Source organism: Nocardia sp. NPDC127526 (assembly GCF_042672265.1).
Lineage (GTDB): Bacteria > Actinomycetota > Actinomycetes > Mycobacteriales > Mycobacteriaceae > Nocardia.
In genome coordinates this window covers 125,669-142,264 of sequence record NZ_JBHXVO010000005.1, presented here as the reverse complement: position 1 = coordinate 142,264, position 16,596 = coordinate 125,669, and the positions used below count along the sequence as shown (strand labels likewise).

The window sequence follows — 16,596 nt, the reverse complement described above, 5'->3', positions numbered from 1 at the left end:
TCAACTTGTCACCGGTCACCATTTCGTCCACCCCGCAAGCGAATCCACGTACTCCGTCTGCGAGGACCTGGACGTCGACGGCTTCAGCCGCCAATCGCCGGCGTCCCACACCATGATCAACCGCACCGCCGCCCACTGCACCCGGCCGTCGCGCGCCGGGCCGCGCACGGCCAGTCGCACGATGGCCATGTCGTCGGCGTAGTTCTCCACCTGGAAGGCGTCGGGCGCCACCAGATAGCGGGTGACCTTCTCCGGCTGCTGTTTCGGCAGCCGCTGCTCGGCCAGCGCCTGGTCGTAGTCGGCCACCTGCTGCGCCGAGACCCGCACCTGCCGGACGTACAGTTCCCGGTCGGCGGGCCGGGCATTGAGCCGATAGGTGATCTGGGCCGCCGCCAGGGCGGCGCCCTGCGGGGTGTGCGAATACCCCACGGCCAGACCGTTTTCCAAGCGCGCCGGACCGTCGGAGGTGGAGAACGGCACCGAGGCGCCGTACACCCGCTGCCAGCCGTGCGGTTCGGTGAGCCCGGCCGGGACGGCGGTCAGCCAATCGGTGTCGGCGGGCTTGCGCTGTTTGCTGGGATCCTGCGGCAAGGGCTGCCCGGCAGGATTGTTCGGAATGTCGACGCGGCGGCCGAACAGGTCGATCTCCGCGGCCGCGAACCCGGTCTGCCCGGTCGTCACCGAAGTGGACGGCGCCGCATCGGTCGCCGCGCTCGACGGCGCCTCGTCGCGGGTGATGTACACCACCACGCCCGCGATGATGATCAGCGCCACCACGGCCGCCGAGGCGATGACGCCGAACGAGACGCGGTCGCGCTCGGGCGACTCCTTCTCGCTCATTTCGGCGCCTCCACAGTGTCTGTGCCATTGGACAATTCAGCTATCCCGAGCCCTACGTCGGCAGGAAGGCGAGTGCGATCCCGCTGGCCGAACTCGCCATGATGGCGCCCAGCAGGCTCATCACCACCCCGTGCGTCGCGTCATTGGCGGCCATGTCGTCGCGGAAGGCGTACCAGAGCTTGCCCGCCGCGAGGATCATCCAGGCCAGGCAGAACAGCAGCACGCACCACAGCAGCCAGTCGATGAGCTGCATGATGGGCCGCAGCACGTCGGCCGGCATCTGCTTGTAGGCCAGCACGGCCAGGGTGGCGGACATTAGGTGATCACGGCATTCATGATCGTGCCGGCACTGGTCGCGATGATCCCGCCGATCATGGCTCCCGCCACCATCTTCGGCGACTCCAAACCGCCTCCCGTCCACTTCTCCCAGGCGAACTTGCCGCCCGCGTAGGTGATTCCCATGACGCCCGACAGCAGCACGAACCAAGTGAAATAACGAACCAGTCTCATCAATTTGTCCGACGCGGGCGGCGCCTCGGGGGTCGGGTTGCCGACCTGGGCGAGGATCGAGCCGTACGCGTCGTGTACGGCGAGGAGCATGCTCATTGTCTTTCCCTGTCCACTAGCAAACCGTCAATCACTATGTCGCTCAATACGGTCCGTCTGGACCGAAGATAGTTGGTCGGCTTCTCCAAATACCAAGGGGCACTGAGTGATACGGCACCCGACAACCCGCGCGCGCGGAAAATCTCTATCACACGAACGGAGTCCGCGCCGCGGGGGCTCACTGGTCCGCGTCCGGTAGGTCGGAGGGCGATGCGTCCAGGGCCTCCTGGGCGGCGGCCACGATGCCGGCGCCCAGTTCCCGGATATCAACCGTAACCTCTTCCAACGGGTCGGTTTTGCGCTTTCGCTGGGCCGGCACGGGATCGCCGGGCGACCAGATCGGCAGCTGGTCGGGTTCGACCAGGGTCCACTCCTCGTGCCACGGCACCTGCCACACCTGACCGGCGAGCGAGCCGACAACGTCGCGGTAGCGGCGGATTTCGGCGGGGATGCGGCCGGGGCGGGCGGCGACGGTCACCAGGCCGAGGACCTCACCGGGCCCGGCCAGGCCGGCGTGGTGCTGGCGCAGCAGGTCGTGGGCGCGGGTGAGACCGGCAATGGTCTCGCGGGCGACGAGCACGACGAACGGGGACTCGCGTTCGAAGCCGCCGGGCCAGCGGCGATACGAATCCGCCGCCGGCGCAAGCACATGCGCGAGGGTGCTGGCGCCCGCGCCGCCGTGCACGCCGAGCAGCCACACCAGGGGTGCGCGGCCGCCGCCGGGTACGGGGCGGTCCCAGATGGGTGCCCGGCGGGTCTCCGGCGGCGGCACCACACCGGCCGCCATGGCGTTCTCGGAGGAGGATCGGCGTTCCTTCATGGCTGCGGTCATGATGCCACTCCAGCAAGCAGGCGGCGATATGCCCGGCGTGTCTCGGCAGCGAGGTTGCTGTGCCGCACCAGCTCTCCGCGGGCGAGGTGTGGGTCATAGGGTATCTCGCGAATATCGCGCACCCAGCCGTCCAAGTGCTCCCGCAAATGATCAGCGATCCGAGAATCGCTGCCCGGCAACTGATGTGACACGACAATCGTGGTATCGCCGACAATTCCGCCGCCCTGGCCCTCGCCCTGACCGCCGAACTGATCGTCGAGCCACTCCAGGGTCACCCGCAACCGGTTGGCGGCATCGGCGCGCGCCGGGATGGCCAGCACCAGCGCGATGTCCGCGTCCTCCAGCAGCGGCCGCAGATGCCTTCCGGCAATGGGGTTTCCGCCGTCGTAGACGGGCGTGTAGCCGGCGTCGTCGAGGCCGCGCGCCACCGTCAGATAGGTCGCGCGCCGCCGCAGCGGGGCCGGATCGCGCCACAGCAGCCCGATGCCGGAGGTCGCCCGCGACAGGCATTCCTTGAGCGGCGCGGGCTCGTCGTCTCCGCGACCGTAGAGCCACGATTGCAGGCTGATCGGGCTCAGATGCTCATCGGCCCCCCGCAGCGCGAGATCGCTGCCGGCGAAGGTGGCGTCCACGGCCACGGTCTGCGCCCCGGCCGTCGCGATCTCCCCCGCGAGGCCCAGCGCGGTGGTCGTGGTGCCCGCGCCGCCGCAGCCGCCGACCACCAGAATCGGCCGCTGCGCGGGCTCGGCATCACCGGAATCCCCACGTCGCTTGCGCAATCGCACCACCGGAGCCTTGGAACGCGCGGCCCGGCCCGACGGTTCGCCCTCCTCGGGCACCTCGTCGAGCCAGCGGCTCCAGTCCTGATCCATCGTCTCAGCTCTCCTCTTATCCTGCCGGGATGCCCGCGGGAGTATGGTCGCCGATCACCACGGTGGCCGTCATCTCGTTGTACGCCGCCGGGCGGTCGCTCGGACCGGAACGGACCTCCCCATTGAGTGTGCCGATGGATTGCGAAGTGTCACTGTGCGAATTGAGCGCATACAGAGCAACTCCGCCGACGACAGCTAGCAACAGGATGGCAACAATCAGGAAGGCAATGGCGAGAGCGCGTCGGCCACCGGACCGCTCGCGCGGGGCGGACGGCGCGTCGTCCACCGCGTCCAGCAGCGCCGAGGCGCGGTCGACGGGCCGCTGTTCGTCTTCCTCGCTCTCCCAGGGGAACTCCACCACCGCGGCGCCGCGGTAGCGCAGTCGCGGTGCGCGGGAAGCGGACTCGCGATCGGTCATCCAATCCGACCAGGCCCCGCTGAAATGACTGCGGCGCAGCAGCGAATCCGGCACCGGCGGAATATCCAGCTCGGGTTCGGGATCGTCGTGGATGTAGTGCGGGTAGCGGGCGGGACCGTCGGTGTTGCCCAGGAGGTCCTCGGCGTCCACCGGCGCGGGCGCGGCGCCTTCCGCCGCGGGCTCCAGCGCGGGATACCAGCGCGAGACATTTTTGTACGACTTCAACATTCCCCCGGTCCCCGCGGCGCCAGGCACGTCGTGCTGCATGGTGGACCCTCTCGGCGGTCGGTCGTTGTCGGTTGTCGTCTGCCATGGGACGTTCCCGATCGGAAATTCTCTCGCATGTGCAGGATTCCAACGACTCGACGCGCCGGAAGGCAGACCTAAGAATCCGCGCGCGCGTGCGATAGCAGGAGAAGCGACCGCTCGTGCACACCACGCCGATGTGTCCCTCTTCCGCCGGGCGGTATGAGAATCTACATTAACTAGAACACGTTCTATGGAGGTTTGTGTGAAGACAGCTGACATCGTCGCGGTAGTGACCGGCGGCGCCTCGGGACTCGGCCTGGCCACGGTACGCGAACTGCACGCGGCGGGCGCGAAGGTCGTTGTCCTGGATCTTCCGTCGTCCGACGGCAAGGCCGTGGCCGAGGAACTCGGTGAGCGCGTGGTGTTCTCGCCCGGTGACGTCACCAGCGAAGCCGATGTGACGGCCGCCCTGGACGCCGCCGCCGGGCTCGGCACGCTGCGAATCGCGGTGAACTGCGCGGGAATCGGCAATGCGGTCAAGACGGTGGGCAAGCAGGGCGCGTTCCCCTTGGAGGCCTTCACCAAGATCATCAACGTTAACCTGATCGGAACTTTCAATGTCATCCGCCTGGCCGCCGAGCGCATCGCGGCGGCCGAGGAGGCCGACGGCGAGCGCGGCGTCATCGTGAACACCGCCTCGGTGGCGGCCTACGACGGCCAGATCGGCCAGGCCGCCTACTCCGCTTCCAAGGGCGGCATCGTGGGCCTGACCCTGCCCGTGGCCCGCGACCTGGCCTCGTACAAGATCCGCGTCATGACCATCGCGCCGGGCCTGTTCCATACGCCGCTGTTCGCGACGCTGCCGGATTCGGCCATCGCCGCGCTGGGCGCGCAGGTGCCGCACCCGGCCCGCCTGGGCGATCCCGCCGAGTACGCGGCCCTGGTCCGCCACATCGTGGAGAACCCGATGCTCAATGGCGAGACCATCCGGCTCGACGGCGCGATCCGGATGGCCCCGCGCTAGGTCTCGCGAAGATTCAGGTGCTGCGGATCGGGCCGCCGGTCACGGTCCGCAGCAATACCTTCGCCACGCCGGCGTACCCGCTCAGGGCGGCGGTCGACAGGGCGAGGGAGAGGACGGTTTTCGTGTACGGCGCGCGCAGAGGGCGGCCGGCGAAGCGGTCGGCCACCCAGTTCTCCAGCAGCGGGGCGGCGAGCAGGCCGAGGCCGATGTGCCCGCCGGTCAGGTCGCGGACGTAGTGCACCGCCGTGCCTTCGGCGCGATAGCGGTCCACCAGGCGGTCCACATTGCCGACCGAGATGATGAGGTCGTGCACGCCCTGTACCGCGAGCACCGGGAAGCGCGGCGGGTGATCGCCGGGTTGCAGATCGGTGAGCACGGTGCGGATGTGCGGCAGCGTGCGCAGGGCGGCGAGAGCGCCGCCGTCGAGGTCCTCCACCCGGGTCCCGGTGCCGCGCAGCATGATCGGGATGGTGGTGCTGGTTTCGGCGCGGTCGAGCAGGTCCAGCGACGGGTTGTCGAGATGTTCGCGCAGGCCGCGCGCGAGGTCGGGATAGGCGCGGCGCAGGCCCGCCAGGCACAGCGTGGACAGGCCGCCGAACAGGGAACCGTTGAGCCGGAAGAAGGTCGATTCCAGGTCGCCCACCGGGGAGCCGATGGCGGCGGCGATGATGTTCAGCTCGGGAGCGTAGGCGGCGGCCTCCTCCGCCGCCCACACCGTGGCCAGGCCGCCGCCCGAATAGCCTTGCAGGGCCACGCGAGTATCGGGCGGGCGGCCGAGAAAGGCCAGGGTGGCGCGTAATCCGTCGAGTACGCGATATCCGGGCTCCCGGGGTGCGCCGAAATGGCCTGCGGTGCCGACGTGATCGGGCACCGAGATGGCCCAGCCCCGGGTCAGCGCGTGCGTGATGAGCAGCAGTTCGAGCTGCGGCAGCGCGCCCAGGGCCTGCGCGCCGCGGCGAAACGCGTACGACGGCAGGCACTTCGAGGCGACGGCGTCGATGGCGCACTGATACGACACCACCGGGCGCGCCTGCCGCGGATCCGCGCCCCACGGCAGCAGCACCGTGGTGACCGCGGCCTCCGGCTTCCCGTTCAGGTCGGTGCTGCGGAACAGCACCTGCCAGGCCGAGATTCGCTGCGGTATCCGGCCCAGCAGGGCGAGTTCCACGGGCCGCGTGCGTAATATCCGGCCGGGTTTCAACCGGGTCAGCGCCCGCGGCGAGCGGTAGAACGGATCGTCCTCCGGCAGTAGCGGTTCGGCCGGCTCGAGCCGGCGCGGACCGGCGGCCTCCGCGGTGACCGGCGCGATCGCACCGGCCGGATTCGCACCCATGTCCTACCCCTTTCGAACTGCGGTTTTCAGCCGACGGCTGTCCGGGTGTTGTCCGCGCCCTCCCCCGCCACCAGGGCGAAACGCAGCTCGCTGCGACGCGCGACGGACAGTTTGCGATACACCCGGGTGAGGTGCTGTTCCACCGTGCTGGTGGTGATGTCGAGCTCGGCGGCGATCTCGCGATTGCGGCGGCCGTGCGCGGCCAGTTCGGCGACCCGGCGCTCGGCGGGGCTGAGCGCGTCCAGTCGCGCGGACGCGGGGACCGGAGCCGCGGCCGGTTCGGGCAGCGGCCGCACCCCGCGCAGGCGGCCGCGCAGCGCCTGCGCGCCCGCCCCCTCGGCCAGGCGGGCGGCCTCCCGCAGCAGCGGCCGGGCCCGGTCCACATCGCCGATGGCGCGGTAGGCATCGCCGAGATCGGTCAGCGCCGTGGCCAATTCCACCTCGTCGGCCCCCGCGCGCAGCAGCGCGACCGCTCGGCGCAGCAGCACCACCCGCCGATGTGCGTCGCTGGTGGCGGCGAGCAGCCGCAGTGCGGTGCCGCCGGTGTGATGGGCCTCCGCGCCGCCGATCAGGTCCAGGTGCGCGGTGACGAAGGTCTGCGCCTGCCACTGCTGCCCCAGCGCCAGCCAGGCGGCGGCCATCTGGGTGCGCCAGGGCACCAGCCAGGCGAAGTCCAGATTCCACTCGTGCATGAGATTGCCGCAGCGGCGAATGTGCCGCAGCGCGTCCTCCGGGTGCCCGGTGGCCAGGCAGTGCTCCCCGTAGGCGCTCAGATACGGCAGCGCGAAACGGGATTCGAACAGGGCGCGCGGCACCGGGCGGCGCAGTTGCGCGGCCGCCTCGGCGTGCTTGCCCTGTGCGGTGCAGGCGCGCACCAAGACGGCGATGGGGCGGCCCACCCACACGCCCAGGTGTTCGGCGGGCACCAGATTCAGGGCGAGCGTGGCGTATTCGGCCGCGCCGGTGAGATCGCCCTTGCGCAGCAGGGTCTCCGCGCGGGCGGCGGCGAAGATGGACTGCCAGGTCGGCGCGGACCGCGCGGCCGCCTCGGCCAGCAGTGCGGCGCACCAGGCGTCGGCGGTGTCGAGCCGGTCGGAGTGGATCAGGCAGTCCACGGCGGCGACCAGGACCTCGACGGTGTCGAGGGTCAGGCGGTGGCCGGCCAGAATGCGCTGGGCCGCGGCGGCGATCTCGGCCGGCGGCTGCTGGGTCCACAGGGCGATGAGCAGCTCGCTGGCCTGGCGATGCGGCGAGTTCTTCTCCGCCGCAGCGTATCCGCGCACCCGGGGACGGCCGGTCATGAGCCGGGGATGGCCGGGCACCTGCGTCGGATGGGTGTATCGCAGCCAGGCGCACAGGAAATCGAGGCGCGCGTCGGCGGCGTCGCCCGCCCCGCGACCCCGATCGATGAGGTTGAGCGCGTGATCGGCGTGCAGGGTGTAGCCGTGCCACAGCATGTGCAGCACGGTCGCGGGCAGGTCCGGGCCGGGCACCCGGCCGGTGCGCAGCGCCGCCTTGAGCCGGCCGAAATTGCGGGTGCGGTCGGAGGGGTTGATGCGCCACTCCACCGTCACCAGCCGCACCGCGATCCCGGCCCGGTCGTCGGCGCGGCGGCTGGCCCGGTACGCCAGTTCCAGGCACTGCTCGGTGCGGTCGAGTTCGTCCACGCCCATGGCCTCCCCGGCGGCCGTGAGCAGCACCCGCGCCGCCCACGAGCCGCGGGCGTCCCCGGCGGCGACCAGGTGCCGGGCCACGACGGTGGCGGGAAACTCGGTGCGATGCAAGAGTTCCGCGGCCCGGCCGTGCAGGTCGCGAGCCTGTTCCTCGGACAGATCCGCCAGCAGGCGGGCGGCGATCGCGGGATGCGCACAGCGCTCCCCCGCGACCACCCCCAGCTCCGCCAGCTCCCCCAATACCCGCTCGATGTCCTCGAGCTCCGTGCCGAGGAGCGCCGCCGCCAGGCTCGCGGTGGCGGCCGGGCCCAGCACCGCCACCGCACGCGCGATGCGTAGTCGCCGCACATCGTCGCCGTGGAGCAATTCGGCGAGCGTCTCCTCGTCCTCCTCCGGTCGCCGTGGCCGCACGCCCGGGAGCGGGCGCGAACCACCGACGATCGCCATATGTTTCCGGTCCCCCCTGCTGACCGACCGCTGCATTCCATTCCCTTCATCGTGTACCGATGAGCCCGACTGAGGGATGGCACGGCGAGCTGAGGTGCGCTGGAGCGGCATCATTGCAGCGGTGGACGCTCGCGGGCGTCCGATTCAGCCGGGACACAACGTCTCCGGCAAACCGCCGGCGCGCCCCACTGCCCGCTGACGGCGGTCTACCGGATGAATATCATTCCGCGCCAGTATATTTCGAATCGGCTCCGACGGCAGTCCCAGCGAGCTCACGCGGCTGGGAGCGGTAGGCGATACAGGCCGCGGAGGTCTCGTCGACCGCCAGGATGACCACCACCTGGGCATTGCCGAGCAGGCCGAGATCGGCCGCGCCGACATAGGCGTGCACCGGGGCCGCGCTGTAGGGATCACCGGCGGCGGGGTTCACCCCCGCGACCGCCGCCGAGGGCACGCCCAGCCGGTAGGCCAGCCGCTCCCGGAAGCCGGGCACCGGGGCGGGCGCCAGCAACACCGCGGCGCCGGTGGCGAAATCATTGCGGTCCAGGCCCTCGTCGACGAGGCAGTCCGTGACCACCTGGACCGCGGCCTCGAGCGGATCGGCCGTGCCGGGGCCGAGCGACAGGGCCGCGCGTCCCTCCAGGCCCGCCGCGTCCAGATCCGCCCACGCGGTGGGCACCGCGTCCGGGGCGGCGCTGGTGTGCAGGCGGCCGAAGCCGCCGACCTCCGCCGAGGTGCGCAGCACCAGGGCCGCGCCGCTCGGGGTGTACGGGAAGTCCTCGCGGTCGCGCTGCAGCGACGGATGGGTGTCTCCGGCCAGCACCACCGCGTATTCCAGATCGCCGGCGGCGATGAAGCAGTCCACCGCCATGAGCGCGTGCACGACGCCGTTGGCGCCGTTCATCAGGTCGAAGGAGAACGCGGGCACATCGCCGGAGGAGTATTCCAGGCCCACCTCGAGCCGCTTCTGCAGGAGCGCCGCGACGGCGGGCTCGGCGATATTGCTGTCCCGGAAGACACCCGCGTTCACCACCAGGCCGACCTTGTCGGGCGACACTCCGGCCTGTTCCAGGGCTGTGCGCCCGGCGCGGGCGGCCAGCTCGAAGTAGCTGGCGGTATCGGCGTCGGTGCAGACCGCCGCGGAGACGATTTCGGTTGCCATACGGTCATGCCTCCAGTCGGGAAATGGTCGCGGCCAGGTGCCCCGAGACGACACCGGACGCCTCGGGAATCAGCAATACCTTGGAGCCCTTGGGGATTCGATCCTTGGCCAGGCTCTCGTGCAGGACCAGGAAGTGCGAGGTCGAGGCGGTATTGCCGAATTCGGCGTAGACGTCGAGCAGCTGCGGCATCGGGGTGTCGAAATGCCGTTCGGTGAGCTGGGCGATGTAGTCGATGGCCGGACCGCTGAACTGGTGATGGACCCAGTAGTCGAACTTCTCGCTCTCCCAGGCCAGTCCGCGTTCCTTCATGAAATCCGCCATGCGGCTGATGCCCTGCAGATAACGGGATTCACTGGCCAGCGCCCGGTTGTCGGTGTACATGGCGATGCCGGTGGTCTTCTCACTCGGCATGCCGATGCAGTGTTCCGCGCCGGCGGAGGTGGTCATGAGCTCGATGTAGTGGATCTCGTCATTGTCGTCACCACGATTGTCGATCACGACCGCGACGGCGGCGTCGCCCACGGTGAGCGCCGCGAATTGGGGATCGTAGGGCTGGCTGATCTCCCGCGTGGCCGTCTCGGCGATGGGCGTGATCTGCTCGCCGCTGACCACCAGGCCATTGCGCACCACGCCGGCCTTGATCATGCGGTCCAGCAGCAGGCAGCCGGTGATCATGCCGGCGCAGGCATTGGACAGGTCGAAGTGCTTGGCCTTGGTCGCGCCGATCCTATTGGCCAGCATGGTGGCGAAAGACGGTGCGTAGGTGTGGGTTCCCGGCCCGTTGAAACGGGTGATGGAGACCGAGATGACCACGTCGAGATCCGCGGCGTCGTAGTCGGAATGCTCGAGGCAATCGCCGATGGCCTGCAGGGCGAGTGCGAACGAGGATTCGTATTCTTCCGGATCGGAATTATAAACGTGCCGGTTCTTGATTCCGGTGATCCGCTCCAGGTCCAGTGCCCTTGGCACGGAAAGGCTGGCGATCACATCCTCGGTGGAGCGCACGGTGCTGGGTGTGTACGCACCGATCGATTCGAAGCGTGTACGCATGGCCCCCTCTTCTCTGGCTTGTTTCGCGTTCGTCGAATTCTGGGGCGGCGAGCGGCAATCGGAATTCCCGAGGCCCATCCCACCGTTATCCAGAGGCCTCGATGCCGATTCGGATGCTACCGGTACTCACTGGTAACACCCCGGCTCACGAGCCACACGAATCACCCTGGGAACACCCGTATTTCAGTGCTTGCCAAGCCGAACACGCAGGTGGAGAGTGGTCTACGGAATCTTTGCAGGGGTATCCGTATAGGGGTGTTGTAGGGGTTACGCAAGAACTCGTGTCGGTACCCGCAGACACACCAAAGCTATCCTGACACAATCCAACGATATTGTGCGACAACACATTCCCAACTCTCTCGCGGTGGCGGAGCCGGAAGGGGTGCGGTACCCTCACCCCAACTGCTCATCGCATTCATCGACATTTCAGGGGGCAGTGTGTCGCATTCCGTATCCATCATTTCCGCACCCGCGATAGCGATTGCTATTCGAATTCGCGTGCGCTCGAAATTCTCCGAGGTGATGCAGTGACCACCACCACGACCTACTGGCGTGCACTCGACCGGTTCCGCGATATCGTCGCCGAACATCCCGATCGGGAAGCGGTGATCTATCCGAAGGGGCGGACCAGCGCCGGGCTGCCGGAATACACGCAGATCACCTACGCCGAGCTGGATGCTTGGTCGGACGCCATCGCGGAGAACTTCACCGCGGCCGGCGTCACCCGGGGTATGCGGACGATCGTGCTGGTGCGGCCGGGGCCGGAGTTGTACGCGGTGCTCTACGGATTGTTCAAGATCGGGTCGGTGCCGGTGGTGATCGATCCGGGCATGGGGTTGTTCAAGATGCTGCGCTGCCTGCAGGCCGCGCAGGCCGAGGCGTTCGTGGGCGTACCGGAGGCGCAGGCGGTGCGGATCGTGTTCCGCGCCTACTTCCGCAAGGTGAAGGTGGCCGTGACCGTCGGCCGATGCTATTGGCGGGGGCCGACTTTGGACAGCTGGGGGCGCAAACCCGCTGCGCCGCTGCCGGACCGGGAGCCCGCGCCGGATGATGATCCGCTGCTCATCGCCTACACCACCGGCAGCACCGGGCCGGCGAAGGCCGTGGTGCTCACGCACGGCAATCTCAGCGCCATGATCGGGCAGGTGGACGCGGCGCGCGATCATGTCGCGCCGGGCACCTCGCTCATCACCGCGCCGGTGGCGGGCATTCTGGAGCTGCTGCTCGGATCGCGGTGCGTGCTACCGCCGTTGATCCCGTCCAAGGTGGGCGCCACCGATCCGGTGCACGTGGTGGACGCGGTGCAGCGGTACGGGGTGCGCACCATGTTCGCCTCGCCGGCGGTGCTGATTCCGCTGCTCACCCATGTGGAGGAGACCGGCGCGAAGCTGTCCACGCTGAACAGCATCTACTCCGGCGGGGCGCCGGTGCCCGACACCGTCATCGCGCGGCTGCGCAAGGTGCTGCCCGAGGAGGCGCGGGTGTACTCCGGGTACGGGGCCACCGAGGCGCTGCCCATGGCGACCATCGAATCCCGGGAGCTGCTGGGCGATCTCGTCGAGCAGGCACGGCGCGGCAAGGGCGTGTGCGTGGGCAAGCCCGCCCTCGATGTGCGGGCGCGGATCATCGCCATCACCGATGACGCGCTGCCCACCTGGGCCGATGTCGAGGCGCGGTCGGCGGATCTGGCGAAATCGCGCGGGATCGGCGAACTGGTGGTGGCCGGGCCGAATGTGAGCACCCGCTACTTCTGGCCGGAGAAGGCGAACCTGGTCGGCAAGATCGTGGACGGGACCACGGTGTGGCATCGCACCGGCGATCTGGCCTGGCTCGACGAGCAGGGGCGAATCCGCTTCTGCGGGCGCAAGAGTCAGCGGCTGGACACCGCGGACGGGCCCATGTTCACGGTGCAGGTGGAGCAGATCTTCAATACCGTGCCGGGCGTGGCGCGGACCGCGCTGGTCGGCATCGGGGAGCGGGGCGCGCAGCGGCCGGTGCTGTGCGTGGAACTCGCGGCGGGCGCGGATCAGGAGGCCGTCGAGGCCAAGCTGCGGCGGCGGCGCGAGGAGTTCGAGATCGCCGCGCCGGTGAGCGAATTCCTCTTCCATCCCAAGTTCCCCGTCGATATCCGGCACAACGCCAAGATCGGGCGGGAGAAGCTCACGGTCTGGGCGACCAAACAGCTCAATGCGAAGGAGAAGTGATGAGAATTCTTATCTCGCGATCGATTTCGCTGTTCGATCGGGTGCTGGTCACGGCCGGGCTGATCGTGGGGGCGCGGCTGCTGCTCGTCATGGCCGTGGACGAGCTGGCGAGCCGGCGGGCCCTGGAAGCCGGCACGCGGGCCAAGGCGCTCACCGCCGGGCCGACCGGTGAACTGCAGGAGGTGCCGTGAAGGCATTGGTGACGGGCGCGTCGGGGTTCCTGGGCGGCGCGCTGGCGCGGCGGCTGGTGCGCGACGGTGAGTACGAGGTCGCTATTCTGGCGCGGCCCACCAGTAATCTGCGCGATCTGGAATCGGTGATCGACAAGATCGAGATCATTACCGGCGATCTCGCCGACACCGATTCCCTGGAACGGGCCGTGGCGGGCGTGGATGTGGTGTTCCACAGCGCCGCGCGGGTGGACGAGCGCGGCACCCGCGAGGTGTTCTGGGCGGAGAACGTCGCCGCCACCTCGCGGCTGGTGACCGCGGCGCAGGCCGCGGGGGCCTCGCGATTCGTCTTCATCTCCAGTCCGAGCGCCCTGATGGATCGCGACGGGGGCGATCAGGTCGATATCGACGAGTCGGTGCCGTATCCGGCGCGGTACCTCAACTACTACTGCGAGACCAAGGCGGCGGCCGAACGGCTGGTGCTGAAGGCGAATACCGACGGTTTCACCACCTGTGCGCTGCGGCCGCGCGCCATCTGGGGTGCGGGCGATCGCTCCGGGCCCATCGTGCGGCTGCTGGATCGCGCGAAGGCGGGCACGCTGCCGGATCTGTCCGGCGGCAAGGACGTCTACGCCTCGCTGTGTCACGTGGAGAATATTGTCGAGGCCTGCGTCAAGGCCGCTGCCGGCGACAATGTCGGCGGCAAACCGTATTTCATCGCCGATGCCGAGCGGACCAACGTCTGGCCGTTCCTCACCCAGGTCGCGATCGAGCTCGGCTATCAGCCACCGCGCCGCAAGCTCGACCCGCGCGCGGTGAGCGCCGTGGTGTGCGTGATCGAAAACCTCAGGCGGATACCGTATCTGGCCACCCGCTGGACTCCCCCGCTGTCGCGGTATTCGGTGGCGGTCATGACCCGGACCGGGACCTACGACACCGGCGCGGCCACCCGGGATTTCGGATACCGACCGGTCGTAGATCGCGATTCGGGCATGGCTCAATTGCAATCGTGGATCCGGACAGGAGAATCTAACGCGCAAATAACACGCTGACCAGCAAACGGGCGCTGCCGGGCCAAAACTTGTGTTACGCACGGTACCGGCTAGCATGGACTGCATTACCGCTCACCGGGTATGTCTACTGAGACAGCGCGATGAGCGGAGGCGCAGTGCCGCACCGCTACTCAATGAGGAGAGCGCCCGATGCCGGTGTTCGATTTCCACGGCGTATCCGTCGCATACGACCACGCCGGATCGGGTGATCCGATCTTGTTCCTGCACAATATCGGCGGGGACCGCCGGATCTGGTCCAACCAGGTGCAGGCCCTCACCCCCACCAACTCCGTCTACGCCCTGGACCTCTTCGGCTACGGCGAATCCGACACCCCCGCCGGCGGCTACACCGTCGACAACTACGTCCGCCTGGTCTCCGACTTCATCGAAGCCAAGGACCTGCGCAACGTCACCCTCGTCGGCAACTGCTTCGGCAGCGCCCTGTCGCTGCTCTACGCGCGCCGGACCTCGCAGCGGGTCCGCTCCCTCGTCCTGTGCAGCCCCCTGACGGCCGCCACCCTGCGCCCCACACCGACCGGTTGGACTGCCCGCACCGCCTCCCGCCTCCCCCTCGACACCCTGACCGGCGCCATCAGCGTCCCCGGCCTGGCCGCCGGCTGGGTCGTCCGCGAACAACTCGGCCCCCGCGGCCGCGGTATGGACCAGGAAACCTTCGCCGCCCTCCGCCGCCGCTGGTCCGAACCCCGCCGCCTGCTCCCCCCGGCCGCCATCGCCCGCGACCTCCCGAAACTGTCCGTCCTCGACGACTTCCGCCCCGCGGCCGGCTTCCCGCCCATCACCACCATCTGGGGCGCCAAGAACCGCATCCTCTCGGCCAAGGCCGGCGCCCACCTCAACGAAACCCTCTGCCCCGCCCGCGCCATCCGCCTCCCCGACTGCGGTCACCTGGTCATGATGGAAGATCCCGACACCGTCACCTCAGCCATCCGCTCCGCCGCCCGCACCGCCCTGGCCAGCTGATTCCTCCCCGTCTCACCCTGCGTCCCCCGGACGCAGGGTGAGACCGGCCAGCACGACCGCGATGTCGCGACGGCTGCGCACCCGGATGAATTCGATGTGCCGATAACCCGGTTCCCGCTCCGCCCGCAGATACCGCTCACGGTTCCTGGCGTGGGTCGTCCACGCCCACACGATCACGGACTGCTCGGGATCGAGCGAGAACATGTCCCGCAACCGTTCCCGATTGCCGTTCCACAATTCGCGCCCGGTGACCCAGCGCCCAACGGTCCGAGTGACGATCTGCCACATGACCAGAGGCCGCGGCAGATCCAGCCAGATCACCGTATCCGCGCGCTGCCACACGAGATCCCCGAGCTTCCCGTGATAGTTGCCGTCCACCACCCAGGCGTCCTGAGCAATCCGCTCGGCCACCGCAGCCCGGAACTCCTTCTCGGCCATGGGCGTCCACCCGGCCTGATGATGTATGGCATCGAGCTCGACATACGGAATCCCCAACCGCCGCGAAATCTCCCGCGCCAGTGAGGTCTTCCCCGCCCCCGAAGTCCCCACCACCGAAACCCGCCGCACCCCGACCATCTCCCCATCCTCTCACCCGGCCGAGCGGGCAATGGTGCAGCTCGGAGTCACACAGCGATCAGCCGAGCTAGCACGCACGGGGCACGCACGCACCGACGGGCTATTCGCCGATGTAGTCGACCATTGCGGCGAACACCTGGCGCATCGTCGCCTGGCTCACCATTCCGACGGATTCGGTGAACCAGGCCATTGGAATGACCTGCGGCCAGTAGGTCAGGACGGCGCCGCCCGGTACCGGGTCGAGATCGCCGAGAGGAACGATCAGGCTGAATGCGGATGGTGGGAGGTCGGCATCGATCCGTTCGCGCACCGGCAGCACCAGAGCGGTCTGCATGGAGCGATTCGCGCCGTCGTTGGAGATCACCAGCGCCCGGTCACCCGACAGCGCCGACGCCTTTTCGCGGCCGCTCACGCCCGGCAGGTAGGAACGAATCTCCCCGCGTCGCACCGCCATCAGCGGATCTGCCCGAGCGCCTCGCTCTGCAGCTCGAGATCAGCTACAGCTTCTGCTTCGACATCGACATCGTGGCGCCGTTCCCAATCGGTCACCGCGCGCCCCGCCAGATACATCAGTTCGTGCCGCGCAGCCCGCTCGAGAAACGTGCTGATGCTCTCTCCCTCGGCGTTCGCCACTGCCCGCACCCGCGCAAGGACGTGAGCGTCGATGGTGACCGACGTATTGGACTTCATACCAGAAACCCTACCCGCCATCCTGTGGCACTGTCGGGTGTTTCTGCTCCGGGCAGCGGTCCGCGGTCAGCCGGTACGTGGTCAGCCGAAGTGGCAGACGTAGTGGACGGGCTCGAGGACCTCGATCTGGAACGAGCAGTTGGCGGGGACGGAGAAGGACTCGCCGCCCTTGTAAGTGACCGTTTCGGTCGTGCCGGCGAGGGTGACCTTGCATTCGCCTTCGAGGAGTTCCATGATCTCGGGGGCGCCGGTGTTGAACGTCAGGGTCGCGGGGAGGATGACGCCTACGGACTTGGCGGTGCCGTCGGCCAGTTCGATGTTGTGGCTGACGCACTTGCCGTCGAAGTAGACGTTGGCCTTCTTGGTGACGGTGACGTTCTCGAACTTCATGCTTCCAGGAAACCTCTCGGGTCGCG

The 16,596-nt window shown here is 68.7% G+C and carries 19 protein-coding genes; 5 read left to right on the top strand and 14 right to left on the bottom strand.

Annotation, left to right across the window (positions count from 1 at the left end):
* Window positions 1-15: 15 nt before the first annotated feature.
* From ACFVIV_RS11715 to ACFVIV_RS11690, 6 genes are all read right to left on the bottom strand, one after another.
* Entirely contained in the window at window positions 16-840 is an 825-nt protein-coding gene (locus ACFVIV_RS11715) for a hypothetical protein (RefSeq protein WP_379195212.1), read from the bottom strand.
* Window positions 841-892: 52 nt separating this feature from the next.
* The gene (locus tag ACFVIV_RS11710; RefSeq protein WP_379195210.1) at window positions 893-1,156 is read right to left on the bottom strand and encodes a hypothetical protein; all 264 of its coding nucleotides are present in this window, start codon (window positions 1,154-1,156) and stop codon (window positions 893-895) included.
* Window positions 1,156-1,446 (bottom strand): hypothetical protein, encoded by a 291-nt coding sequence (locus tag ACFVIV_RS11705; protein ID WP_379195208.1) that lies wholly within the window; start codon window positions 1,444-1,446, stop codon window positions 1,156-1,158. Before ACFVIV_RS11705 ends, ACFVIV_RS11710 begins: the two co-directional genes overlap by 1 nt.
* A gap of 178 nt (window positions 1,447-1,624) precedes the next feature.
* On the bottom strand, window positions 1,625-2,278 hold the full coding sequence (locus ACFVIV_RS11700; RefSeq protein ID WP_379195206.1) for a hypothetical protein: 654 nt from the start codon (window positions 2,276-2,278) through the stop codon (window positions 1,625-1,627).
* The gene (locus ACFVIV_RS11695; RefSeq protein ID WP_379195204.1) at window positions 2,275-3,150 is read right to left on the bottom strand and encodes a MinD/ParA family protein; all 876 of its coding nucleotides are present in this window, start codon (window positions 3,148-3,150) and stop codon (window positions 2,275-2,277) included. The genes ACFVIV_RS11700 and ACFVIV_RS11695 overlap by 4 nt, the downstream gene beginning before the upstream one ends.
* Before the next feature lie 16 nt (window positions 3,151-3,166).
* Complete coding sequence (locus ACFVIV_RS11690) at window positions 3,167-3,796, bottom strand: hypothetical protein (protein ID WP_379195202.1); 630 nt, start codon at window positions 3,794-3,796, stop codon at window positions 3,167-3,169.
* Between the two features lie 283 nt (window positions 3,797-4,079).
* Between ACFVIV_RS11690 and ACFVIV_RS11685 the strand changes: the two genes are divergently transcribed.
* A complete protein-coding gene (locus tag ACFVIV_RS11685) occupies window positions 4,080-4,841 on the top strand; it encodes a 3-hydroxyacyl-CoA dehydrogenase (RefSeq protein ID WP_379195200.1) in 762 nt (253 codons plus the stop codon).
* A 13-nt stretch (window positions 4,842-4,854) separates the two neighbouring features.
* On the opposite strand, the gene ACFVIV_RS11680 is transcribed toward ACFVIV_RS11685, so the two are convergent.
* The 4 genes from ACFVIV_RS11680 to ACFVIV_RS11665 all read right to left on the bottom strand — a co-directional run bounded on the left by ACFVIV_RS11680 (window position 4,855) and on the right by ACFVIV_RS11665 (window position 10,507).
* Entirely contained in the window at window positions 4,855-6,174 is a 1,320-nt protein-coding gene (locus ACFVIV_RS11680) for a lipase family protein (protein ID WP_379195198.1), read from the bottom strand.
* Window positions 6,175-6,200: 26 nt separating this feature from the next.
* On the bottom strand, window positions 6,201-8,294 hold the full coding sequence (locus tag ACFVIV_RS11675) for a LuxR C-terminal-related transcriptional regulator (RefSeq protein ID WP_379195196.1): 2,094 nt from the start codon (window positions 8,292-8,294) through the stop codon (window positions 6,201-6,203).
* Window positions 8,295-8,514: 220 nt separating this feature from the next.
* Window positions 8,515-9,456 carry a hypothetical protein gene (locus ACFVIV_RS11670; protein ID WP_379195194.1) on the bottom strand — a complete coding sequence of 314 codons (942 nt, stop codon included), beginning with the start codon at window positions 9,454-9,456 and terminating at the stop codon, window positions 8,515-8,517.
* A 4-nt stretch (window positions 9,457-9,460) separates the two neighbouring features.
* Window positions 9,461-10,507: a 3-oxoacyl-ACP synthase III family protein gene (locus ACFVIV_RS11665; RefSeq protein WP_379195192.1), complete on the bottom strand. Its 1,047-nt coding sequence runs from the start codon at window positions 10,505-10,507 to the stop codon at window positions 9,461-9,463.
* Between the two features lie 527 nt (window positions 10,508-11,034).
* On the opposite strand from ACFVIV_RS11665, the gene ACFVIV_RS11660 reads away from it, so the two are divergent.
* The 4 genes from ACFVIV_RS11660 (at window position 11,035) to ACFVIV_RS11645 (ending at window position 14,914) form a co-directional block, all read left to right on the top strand.
* Window positions 11,035-12,711 (top strand): fatty acid CoA ligase family protein, encoded by a 1,677-nt coding sequence (locus ACFVIV_RS11660; protein WP_379195190.1) that lies wholly within the window; start codon window positions 11,035-11,037, stop codon window positions 12,709-12,711.
* Window positions 12,711-12,902, top strand: a complete 192-nt coding sequence (locus tag ACFVIV_RS11655; protein WP_379195188.1) for a hypothetical protein — start codon at window positions 12,711-12,713, stop codon at window positions 12,900-12,902. The genes ACFVIV_RS11660 and ACFVIV_RS11655 overlap by 1 nt, the downstream gene beginning before the upstream one ends.
* Entirely contained in the window at window positions 12,899-13,933 is a 1,035-nt protein-coding gene (locus tag ACFVIV_RS11650; protein ID WP_379195186.1) for an NAD-dependent epimerase/dehydratase family protein, read from the top strand. Before ACFVIV_RS11655 ends, ACFVIV_RS11650 begins: the two co-directional genes overlap by 4 nt.
* A 150-nt stretch (window positions 13,934-14,083) precedes the next feature.
* Entirely contained in the window at window positions 14,084-14,914 is an 831-nt protein-coding gene (locus ACFVIV_RS11645) for an alpha/beta fold hydrolase (protein ID WP_379195184.1), read from the top strand.
* Between the two features lie 12 nt (window positions 14,915-14,926).
* On the opposite strand, the gene ACFVIV_RS11640 is transcribed toward ACFVIV_RS11645, so the two are convergent.
* The 4 genes from ACFVIV_RS11640 to ACFVIV_RS11625 form a co-directional block, all read right to left on the bottom strand.
* Window positions 14,927-15,490, bottom strand: a complete 564-nt coding sequence (locus ACFVIV_RS11640) for an AAA family ATPase (RefSeq protein WP_379195182.1) — start codon at window positions 15,488-15,490, stop codon at window positions 14,927-14,929.
* Window positions 15,491-15,590: 100 nt separating this feature from the next.
* Window positions 15,591-15,944 carry a hypothetical protein gene (locus tag ACFVIV_RS11635; RefSeq protein WP_379195180.1) on the bottom strand — a complete coding sequence of 118 codons (354 nt, stop codon included), beginning with the start codon at window positions 15,942-15,944 and terminating at the stop codon, window positions 15,591-15,593.
* Window positions 15,944-16,180 carry a ribbon-helix-helix protein, CopG family gene (locus ACFVIV_RS11630; protein ID WP_379195178.1) on the bottom strand — a complete coding sequence of 79 codons (237 nt, stop codon included), beginning with the start codon at window positions 16,178-16,180 and terminating at the stop codon, window positions 15,944-15,946. Before ACFVIV_RS11630 ends, ACFVIV_RS11635 begins: the two co-directional genes overlap by 1 nt.
* Window positions 16,181-16,261: 81 nt before the next feature.
* Window positions 16,262-16,570, bottom strand: coding sequence for a pyrimidine/purine nucleoside phosphorylase (locus ACFVIV_RS11625; protein ID WP_379195176.1), 309 nt, complete (start codon window positions 16,568-16,570; stop codon window positions 16,262-16,264).
* Window positions 16,571-16,596: the final 26 nt, after the last annotated feature.

Excerpts from the sequence above, each read along its gene's own strand:
- ACFVIV_RS11715 (WP_379195212.1), bottom strand. The coding sequence starts at position 840 with ATGAGCGAGAAGGAGTCGCCCGAGCGCGACCGCGTCTCGTTCGGCGTC.
- ACFVIV_RS11710 (WP_379195210.1), bottom strand. The coding sequence starts at position 1,156 with ATGTCCGCCACCCTGGCCGTGCTGGCCTACAAGCAGATGCCGGCCGAC.
- ACFVIV_RS11705 (WP_379195208.1), bottom strand. The coding sequence starts at position 1,446 with ATGAGCATGCTCCTCGCCGTACACGACGCGTACGGCTCGATCCTCGCC.
- ACFVIV_RS11700 (WP_379195206.1), bottom strand. The coding sequence starts at position 2,278 with ATGACCGCAGCCATGAAGGAACGCCGATCCTCCTCCGAGAACGCCATG.
- ACFVIV_RS11695 (WP_379195204.1), bottom strand. The coding sequence starts at position 3,150 with ATGGATCAGGACTGGAGCCGCTGGCTCGACGAGGTGCCCGAGGAGGGC.
- ACFVIV_RS11690 (WP_379195202.1), bottom strand. The coding sequence starts at position 3,796 with ATGTTGAAGTCGTACAAAAATGTCTCGCGCTGGTATCCCGCGCTGGAG.
- ACFVIV_RS11680 (WP_379195198.1), bottom strand. The coding sequence starts at position 6,174 with ATGGGTGCGAATCCGGCCGGTGCGATCGCGCCGGTCACCGCGGAGGCC.
- ACFVIV_RS11675 (WP_379195196.1), bottom strand. The coding sequence starts at position 8,294 with ATGGCGATCGTCGGTGGTTCGCGCCCGCTCCCGGGCGTGCGGCCACGG.
- ACFVIV_RS11670 (WP_379195194.1), bottom strand. The coding sequence starts at position 9,456 with ATGGCAACCGAAATCGTCTCCGCGGCGGTCTGCACCGACGCCGATACC.
- ACFVIV_RS11665 (WP_379195192.1), bottom strand. The coding sequence starts at position 10,507 with ATGCGTACACGCTTCGAATCGATCGGTGCGTACACACCCAGCACCGTG.
- ACFVIV_RS11655 (WP_379195188.1), top strand. The coding sequence starts at position 12,711 with ATGAGAATTCTTATCTCGCGATCGATTTCGCTGTTCGATCGGGTGCTG.
- ACFVIV_RS11645 (WP_379195184.1), top strand. The coding sequence starts at position 14,084 with ATGCCGGTGTTCGATTTCCACGGCGTATCCGTCGCATACGACCACGCC.
- ACFVIV_RS11640 (WP_379195182.1), bottom strand. The coding sequence starts at position 15,490 with ATGGTCGGGGTGCGGCGGGTTTCGGTGGTGGGGACTTCGGGGGCGGGG.
- ACFVIV_RS11635 (WP_379195180.1), bottom strand. The coding sequence starts at position 15,944 with ATGGCGGTGCGACGCGGGGAGATTCGTTCCTACCTGCCGGGCGTGAGC.
- ACFVIV_RS11630 (WP_379195178.1), bottom strand. The coding sequence starts at position 16,180 with ATGAAGTCCAATACGTCGGTCACCATCGACGCTCACGTCCTTGCGCGG.
- ACFVIV_RS11625 (WP_379195176.1), bottom strand. The coding sequence starts at position 16,570 with ATGAAGTTCGAGAACGTCACCGTCACCAAGAAGGCCAACGTCTACTTC.